The following is an 8,513-nucleotide window of genomic DNA, read 5'->3' as shown; positions in this document are numbered from 1 at the left end:
GCGAGCACCTGGCCGGCCTTCACGGTGTCGCCCACGTTCGCCGTGCGGCGCGTGATCTTGCCGCCGACCCGGAAGCCGAGCTTCGATTCGGTGCGCGCCCTGATCTCGGCCGCGTACTCGCGGGTGCCGCCCGCGGCCCCGTTGGCGACGGTCAGCGTGCGGACCGCCCGCACCGGCTCGGCGGCAGGCTCGGTCTTGGAACAGGCAGCCAGGACGGCCACACCGGCCAAGGCAATGAACAGCGTGGATCGCATCGGAATCCTCTTCGAAGCGGTGAACGGGGGCGGTAATTCTGGAGACGGGGGCTGATGTCAGTTACGGTACAACTGACTGACCGGTCAGTAATGTATTCGGGTCAATCCCAGGTGTCAAACCGTCCCTGGCATCTTTCGATGCGTCACGAGCGTCCGGGGCCGACCCAGCGACAATGCGCGCTGAATTGATCACGACCGACGATGACGCCCCAGCAATACGTGCAGGACAAGGCCGCCAGGAGCGGCTCGAGCTTCTACTACGCCTTCCTTTTCCTGCCACCGCCACGCCGCGCGGCGATCACCGCGTTTTACGCCTTTTGCCGCGAGGTGGACGATGTCGTCGACGAAGTTCAGGACCCGGGCGTCGCCGCCACCAAGCTCGCCTGGTGGCGCAAGGAGGCGGCCAGCGCCTTCGCCGGGCACGCCTCCCATCCGGTGATGCAGGCCCTGATGCCCCTCACCGCCGAGTTCGGCATCCGCGCCGAGCACCTCAATGCGGTGATCGACGGCTGCCAGATGGATCTGGATCAGTCGCGCTACCTCGACTACGCCGGGCTGCAGCGCTACTGCCACCTGGTGGCCGGCGTGGTCGGCGAAGTCGCGGCCAGCATCTTCGGCCGCAGCACCGACCAGACGCTGCAGTACGCCCACAAGCTGGGCCTGGCGATGCAGCTGACGAACATCATCCGCGACGTCGGCGACGACGCCCGCCGCGGMCGCATCTACCTGCCGATCTCCGAATTGCAGCAGTTCGACGTGAAAGCGCATGAACTGCTCAAGCGCACCGCGCCATGGGGCTACAGCGAGCGCTTCACCGCGCTGATGCGCTTCCAGGCGGAGCGGGCGCACCGCTGCTACGACGAGGCCTTCGCGCTGCTGCCCGACGCCGACCGCGTGGCGCAGAAGCCCGGCCTGATGATGGCCAACATCTACCGCACGCTGCTGCGCGAGATCGAAGCCGGCGATTTCCAAGTGCTGCACCAGCGCGTCTCGCTGACGCCGATCCGCAAGCTGTGGATCGCCGCCCGCACCCACTGGAAGGGGCGCTGAGGCGCGCATCGCCACGGCGCTGGTCAAGCCAGTTTTCGCCATGCAAAATGGCGGACAACTGAATGAGAGTGCCGCGATGAAAAGCAAAGAGGGCCAGACCCCGGCGATCCAGGTGCTGGAGCGCATGTTTTCGCTGCTGGACCTGCTGGCGTCCCACCAGGATCCGATCTCGCTGAAGCTGATCAGCGAGCAGACGGGGCTGCACCCATCGACCGCCCACCGCATCCTCAACGACCTGACGGTCGGCCGCTATGTCGACCGGCCCGAGGCCGGCAGCTACCGGCTGGGCATGCGCCTGCTGGAACTGGGCAACCTGGTGAAGGCCCGCCTTGACGTGCGCGACGCCGCGCTCGGCCCGATGCGCGAATTGCACAAGCTGACGCACCAGCCGGTGAACCTGTCGATGCGCCAGGGCGACGAGATCGTCTACATCGAGCGCACCTACAGCGAACGCTCTGGCATGCAGGTGGTTCGCGCCGTCGGCGGGCGGGCACCGCTGCACCTCACGTCGGTCGGCAAGCTGTTCCTCGCGCATGACGATCCGCAGCGCGTGCGGGCCTATGCCAACCGCACCGGGCTGGCCGGCCACACGCGCAACAGCATCACCGAGGTGGCCACGCTGGAGCGCGAGCTGTCGAAGGTGATGCAGTACGGCACCGCGCGCGACGATGAAGAGCTGGAACTGGGCGTGCGCTGCATGGCCGCCGGCATCCTCGACGACCAGGGCAAGCTGGTGGCCGGGCTGTCGATCTCGGCGCCGGCCGACCGGCTGGAGGAAGCCTGGCTGGAGCGGCTGAAGGCGACCGCCTCGCAGATCTCGGCGGCGCTCGGGCACCGCGGCTGAAATGCAAGAAGCCCGGCGTCACCGGGCTTCTCGGATATCGACGGAAACGTCAGCGCTCAGGACGTGAGCTTCGGCGCCTCATGGGCCACCGTGGCAGGCGCTGCCACCGCCGGCACCACCGGCGCCAGCTGGTTCACCCAGCGGCGCACGCGCTCGGCATCGCCGATCCGCGAGTACTTGCCGGCCGAATCGAGGAACACCATGATCAGCTTGCGACCGGCCAGCTTGGCCTGCATCACCAGGCAACGGCCGGCTTCGGAGATGTAGCCGGTCTTCTGCACACCGATGTCCCACTCGGGGCTGCGCACCAGACCGTTGGTGGTGTGGAAGGCCTGCATGCGGCGACCGACCATCACCTGGTATTCCGGTGAGGTCGACAGCTCGCTGATCAGCGGACGGGTGCTCGCCTCTTTCACCAGCGAGGCCAGGTCATGCGCGCTCGACTGGTTGCGGCTGGACRGGCCCGTCGGCTCGACATAGTGCGTGTCGTTCATGCCGAGCTCGATCGCCTTGCGGTTCATCGCCGCGACGAAGGCATCGAGGCCGCCGGGATAGTGGCGGCCCAGCGCATGCGCGGCGCGGTTCTCGGACGACATCAGCGCCAGGTGCAGCATCTCTTCGCGCGTCAGCTGGGTGCCGACCGTCAGGCGCGAGCGGCTGCCCTTCTCGGTGTCGACATCGTCTTGCGTGATCGTGAGGGTTTCATCCAGCGGCAACTGGGCATCGGTGACGACGACGGCCGTCATCAGCTTGGTCAGCGAAGCGATCGGCAGCACGGCGCCGGGATTCTTGCTGAACAGCACTTCATTGGTGTCCTGGTCCATCACCAGGGCGACGCTGGATTTCAGCTCCAACGCATCGACCGTGCTGTGCAGGCCGGCGATCTGGCCGAACGACGGGCGCGCCGGCACGAAGGCGACGGTGCGAACCCGCTTGCTGCGGGCCGCGCTCTTGGAGGACTTGGCGGGGGAGGCCTTGGCGCTGGCAGCGGCCTTGCGCTTGGTGGGCTTGGCGGTGCCGTCCGCAGCAACTGCCGCCAACGGAAGCGCAACTGCAGTGATCAACGTGATCAACCCGCGAATCATCGCCGATACCGAAATTTGCATCTTTTTTGCCACAACAACCCCTTGACAGCCGCTGACGCGAGTGTAGGTGAAAGAAAAAAAGCGCGCAAGATCAAAAACTTACGCGCCCTTTCTCTATCTGTACCTTAGGGTTTGTCAGGTCTGTGACAAAGTCGGCAGATCAGCTCATCCCTGGGCAGCGACGCGTTCGCTCTTGCTGTGCAGCTTGTTCATGGCCGCGAGGTAAGCCTTGGCCGAAGCCACCACGATGTCCGGATCAGACCCGACTCCGTTGACGACGCGGCCACCATGCTGCAGTCGAACCGTCACCTCTCCCTGGGATTCTGTGCTCCCCGAGGTGATGGCATTGACCGAATAGAGCAGCATTTCGGCGCCACTTTGCAGCTTGGATTCGATGGCCTTCAAACTGGCATCGACCGGGCCGTTGCCGTCGCTCTCGGCATGGTGCTCGACGGCGCCGGCCGAGAACGCGACCTTGGCGTGCGGCCGCTCGCCCATCTCGGAGTGCTGCGACAGCGCGAGCAGCCGGTAGTGCTCGCTCTCGGCCGTCACCGCCTCGTCCATCACCAGCGCGAGGATGTCCTCGTCGAAGATGTCGCTCTTGCGGTCGGCCAGTTCCTTGAACTTGGCGAACGCCGCATTGATCTCGGCCTCGGATTCCATCGCGATGCCGAGGTCCTGCAGGCGCTGCTTGAAGGCATTGCGCCCCGACAGCTTGCCCAGCACGATCTTGTTGGCCGCCCAGCCCACGTCTTCGGCACGCATGATCTCGTAGGTGTCGCGCGCCTTCAGCACGCCGTCCTGGTGGATGCCGGACGCATGCGCGAACGCATTCGCGCCGACCACTGCCTTGTTCGGCTGCACCACGAAGCCGGTCGTCTGCGAGACCAGGCGCGAGGCGGGCACGATCTGCGTCGCATCGATGCCGAGGTCGAGGCCGAAGTAGTCGCGGCGCGTCTTCACGGCCATCACGATCTCTTCGAGCGAGCAGTTGCCGGCACGCTCGCCCAGGCCGTTGATCGTGCACTCGACCTGTCGCGCGCCGCCGATCTTGACGCCGGCCAGCGAGTTGGCGACCGCCATGCCGAGGTCGTTGTGGCAGTGCACCGACCACACCGCCTTGTCGGCGTTCGGGATCCGCTGGCGCAGGTCCAGGATGAAGTTGCCGTACAGCTCGGGGATCGCATAGCCGACGGTGTCGGGGATGTTGATCGTCGTCGCGCCCTCGGCGATCACCGCCTCGAGCACGCGGCACAGGAAATCGGGGTCGGAGCGGTAGCCGTCTTCCGGCGAGAACTCCACATCGCCGCTCAGGTTGCGCGCGAAGCGCGTGGACAGGCGCGCCTGCTCGAACACCTGGTCCGGCGTCATGCGCAGCTTCTTCTCCATGTGCAGCGCGCTGGTCGCGAGRAACAGGTGGATGCGCGTCGACGCGCCGCCCTGCAGCGCCTCGGCGGCGCGCGCGATGTCGCGGTCGTTCGCGCGCGCCAGCGAGCAGACGGTGCTGTCCTTCACCGCCTGGGCGATCGCCTTCACCGCTTCGAAATCGCCGTTCGACGCCGCCGCGAAGCCGGCCTCGATCACGTCGACCTTCAGGCGCTCGAGCTGCCGGGCGATGCGCAGCTTCTCGTCCTTGGTCATCGAGGCGCCGGGCGATTGCTCGCCGTCACGCAAGGTGGTGTCGAAAATGATCAGTTTGTCGGTCATGGGGTGACTCCTCAGTTCGGGTGATCGGCTCGGATCTTAGGCGAGCTCTGCGGCCTTGAAGGCCAGTTCGCCCCGGCGCAGCGCCCGCTGCAGGCCCGACACGATGGCCTTCAGCGAGGCGGAAACGATGTTGGCATCGATGCCGACGCCGAACAGCGTCACCGCATCGCCCACCCGCAGCTCGAGGTAGGCCGCAGCGCGCGCATCGGCGCCGCTGGCGATCGCATGCTCGTGGTAATCCAGCACGCGCACCGGCACGGCCAGGTGCCGGTTCAGCGCGTTGACGAACGCGTCGATCGGCCCGGCGCCCTGCGCATCCAGCGCCAGTTCGCGATCGCCCAGGCCGACCGTGCCGTGCAGGTGAACCGAGCCGTCGGCCTGCGCGGTGATCGTCGGCGCCGTCGCGCGTGCGACGGGAGCGTCGGCGATGCCGTACTCGCTCCGGAAGACGGCCCACAGGTCGGCGGCGGTCTGCTCCTTGCCGCTGTCGTCCATCACGCGCTGGACCACGCCGCTGAACTCGATCTGCAGGCGGCGCGGCAGCTCCACGCCGTACTCGGTCTCGAGCAGGTACGACACCCCGCCCTTGCCCGACTGGCTGTTGACGCGGATCACCGCGTCATAGCTGCGCCCGAGGTCGACCGGGTCGATCGGCAGGTACGGCACGTCCCAGATGTCGGTCGGCCGGCGCTGCGCGAAGGCCTTCTTGATCGCATCCTGGTGCGAGCCGGAGAACGAGGTGTAGACCAGGTCGCCGGCATACGGATGCCGCGGATGCACCGGCAGCTGGTTGCAGTGCTCGACACAGCGGCGCACCTCGTCGATGTCCGAGAAATCGAGGCCCGGGTCGATGCCCTGCGTGTACAGGTTCAGCGCGATGTTGACGAGGTCGACATTGCCGGTGCGTTCGCCGTTGCCGAACAGGCAGCCTTCGATGCGGTCGGCGCCGGCCATCAGGGCGAGCTCGCCGGTCGCGGTGCCGGTGCCGCGGTCGTTGTGCGGATGCACCGACAGCACGATCGCATCGCGCCGCTCGAGGTGGCGGTGCATCCACTCGATCATGTCGGCGAACACGTTCGGCGTGCAGCGCTCGATGGTGGTCGGCAGGTTGACGATGCACGGGCGCTGCGGCGTGGGCTGCCACACGGCGGTCACCGCGTCGACGACGCGCTTGGCGAACGGCAGCTCGGTGTCGGAGAAGGTCTCGGGCGAGTACTCGAAGTGCCAGTCGGTGCCGGGCTGCGCCGCGGCGCACTCGTTGAAGATGCGCGCATGGCTGGACGCCAGCTCGACGACGCCGTCTTCGTCGAGGCCGAGCACCACGCGGCGCATGCCCGGGGCCGTCGCGTTGTAGAGGTGCACGATGGCGCGGCGCGCGCCCTGCAGCGATTCGAAGGTGCGGCGGATCAGCGGCTCGCGGGCCGGCGTCAGCACCTGGATCGTCACGTCGTCCGGGATGCAGTCCTGCTCGATCAGCAACCTCACGAAATCGAAATCCGTCTGCGAGGCCGACGGAAACCCGACCTCGATCTCCTTGAAGCCGATGCGCAGCAGCATCTCGAACATGCGCAGCTTGCGCTGCGCGTCCATCGGCTCGATCAGCGCCTGGTTGCCGTCGCGCAGGTCGGTGCTGAGCCAGATCGGTGCGTGCGTCAGCACGGCATCCGGCCAGCGGCGGTCGGGCAAGGCGACGGGTTTGAATGCGCGGTACTTGGTGTGCGGCTGCTTCAGCATGGCGATCCCTCGAGAGTCGTGTGGGGCAACCTGCACTCCAAAAAGCAAAACGGCCCGCTGCAGGTTGCAATCGGGCCGTTGAGACGAAAACGATGGACGTGAACGATCAGCGCACCCGGGGTACTCCTAGGAATAGCGCTAGAGTGATCGTGGTGCGAAACGTCATGGGGTGCGAATGTAGCATGCCTTGCCGCGGGGTCAACGGTGCAGGCCTTCTTCGTCCGGCTCGTCCATCGACGTGGCGATCACGCTGACCGGCTTGCCCTTCATCCGCTTCCAGACGTAGACGCCGTAGCCCGAGAGGCCGTAGATGACGAACAGGCCGAAGAACACCAGCGGCGGGTGCCAGGTGAACAGCGAGATGCCGAGCGCGATCGCGACGATCACGACGAACGGCACCGAGCGCTTGAAGCTCACGTCCTTGAAGCTGTAGAACGGCACGTTGGTCACCATCGTCAGCCCGGCATACAGCGTGAAGCCGAACGCCGTCCAGATGAGCCAGGCGCCCTCCTCGTCGACCATGAAGCCCTGGTCGTTCATCAGCCAGATGAAGCCCATCACCAGCGCCGCAGCGGCCGGGCTGGGCAGCCCCTGGAAGAAGCGCTTGTCGACGACCTTCAGGTTGGTGTTGAAGCGCGCCAGGCGCAGCGCGGCGCACGAGCAGTAGACGAAGGCCGCGAGCCAGCCCGGCTTGCCCAGGTCCTTCAGCGCCCATTCGTAGACGATCAGCGCCGGCGCCGCACCGAACGACACCATGTCCGACAGGCTGTCCATCTGCTCGCCGAACGCGCTCTGCGTGTTCGTCATGCGCGCCACGCGGCCGTCGAGGCTGTCGAGCACCATCGCGCAGAAGATGCCGATGGCCGATTGCTCGAACTGGCCGTTCATCGCCATCACGATGGCATAGAAGCCGCCGAACAGCGCCGCCAGCGTGAACAGGTTCGGCAGGATGTAGATGCCCTTGCGGCGCGGCCGCGCCGGTGGCACATCAGCATCTGGCAGGTGGGGGTCGCCGTCGTGCACGTCGTCGCTCATGGGCCATGGGTGGAGGGGAATGGCGCGAAGGATACCGCAGCGCCTTCGTGAAAAAGGGCCGCACGCGCGCGGCGTGCAGCCCTTTCGGGTCGGCGGGCTGGTGCGCCGCTCAGTTCTTCGACTGGTCGACCAGGCGGTTCTTCTTGATCCACGGCATCATCGCGCGCAGCTGCTCGCCGACCACCTCGATCGGGTGCTCGGCCGTCAGGCGGCGGCGCGACAGCAGCGTCGGGGCGCCGGCGCGGTTCTCCAGGATGAAGCTCTTCGCGTATTCGCCGGTCTGGATGTCCTTCAGCGCCTGGCGCATCGCCTGGCGGGTCTCGTCCGTCACGATCTTCGGCCCGGTCACGTACTCGCCGTACTCGGCGTTGTTCGAGATCGAGTAGTTCATGTTGGCGATGCCGCCCTCGTAGATCAGGTCGACGATCAGCTTCAGCTCGTGCAGGCACTCGAAGTAGGCCATCTCCGGCGCGTAGCCGGCTTCGGTCAGCGTCTCGAAACCGGCCTTGATCAGCTCGACGGCGCCGCCGCACAGCACGGCCTGCTCGCCGAACAGGTCGGTCTCGGTCTCTTCGCGGAAGTTGGTCTCGATCACGCCGGCCTTGCCGCCGCCGTTGGCTGCCGCGTACGACAGCGCCAGGTCACGCGCCTTGCCGGTCTTGTCGGCATAGACGGCGATCAGGTGCGGCACGCCGCCACCTTGCGTGTAGGTCGAGCGCACCGTGTGGCCGGGGGCCTTCGGCGCGACCATCCACACGTCGAGGTCGGCGCGCGGCACGACCTGGCCGTAGTGCACGTTGAAGC

7 protein-coding genes and 1 pseudogene are annotated in these 8,513 nt (G+C 66.7%); 2 read left to right on the top strand and 6 right to left on the bottom strand.

Annotated features, from left to right (window positions below):
• Positions 1-254: pseudogene (locus AC1D1T_RS27160) on the bottom strand (efflux RND transporter periplasmic adaptor subunit); the annotation flags it as partial.
• Between the two features lie 201 nt (positions 255-455).
• Between AC1D1T_RS27160 and hpnD the strand changes: the two are divergent.
• The gene (gene hpnD, locus AC1D1T_RS27155) at positions 456-1,304 is read left to right on the top strand and encodes a presqualene diphosphate synthase HpnD (RefSeq protein WP_477841298.1); all 849 of its coding nucleotides are present in this window, start codon (positions 456-458) and stop codon (positions 1,302-1,304) included.
• Positions 1,305-1,380: 76 nt separating this feature from the next.
• Positions 1,381-2,148: an IclR family transcriptional regulator gene (locus tag AC1D1T_RS27150; protein ID WP_047511852.1), complete on the top strand. Its 768-nt coding sequence runs from the start codon at positions 1,381-1,383 to the stop codon at positions 2,146-2,148.
• A gap of 56 nt (positions 2,149-2,204) precedes the next feature.
• Here the strand turns inward: AC1D1T_RS27150 and pbpG are convergent, their stop codons facing one another.
• The 5 genes from pbpG to ilvC all read right to left on the bottom strand — a co-directional run.
• A complete protein-coding gene (gene pbpG / locus AC1D1T_RS27145) occupies positions 2,205-3,254 on the bottom strand; it encodes a D-alanyl-D-alanine endopeptidase (protein ID WP_477992843.1) in 1,050 nt (349 codons plus the stop codon).
• A gap of 144 nt (positions 3,255-3,398) precedes the next feature.
• On the bottom strand, positions 3,399-4,940 hold the full coding sequence (locus AC1D1T_RS27140; protein ID WP_477992842.1) for a 2-isopropylmalate synthase: 1,542 nt from the start codon (positions 4,938-4,940) through the stop codon (positions 3,399-3,401).
• 36 nt (positions 4,941-4,976) lie between these two features.
• A complete protein-coding gene (gene leuA / locus AC1D1T_RS27135; RefSeq protein ID WP_477992841.1) occupies positions 4,977-6,674 on the bottom strand; it encodes a 2-isopropylmalate synthase in 1,698 nt (565 codons plus the stop codon).
• Positions 6,675-6,872: 198 nt separating this feature from the next.
• Positions 6,873-7,697, bottom strand: coding sequence for a CDP-diacylglycerol--serine O-phosphatidyltransferase (pssA, locus tag AC1D1T_RS27130; protein WP_047512381.1), 825 nt, complete (start codon positions 7,695-7,697; stop codon positions 6,873-6,875).
• 121 nt (positions 7,698-7,818) lie between these two features.
• Positions 7,819-8,513, bottom strand: a 695-nt coding sequence (ilvC, locus tag AC1D1T_RS27125; RefSeq protein WP_477992840.1) for a ketol-acid reductoisomerase, incomplete at its 5' end; no start/stop codon positions are given.

It is taken from the genome of Rhizobacter sp. P2_H3 (assembly GCF_056403355.1).
The sequence above is the reverse complement of the archived record's forward strand: the minus strand, read 5'-3'. Positions and strand labels throughout refer to the sequence as shown.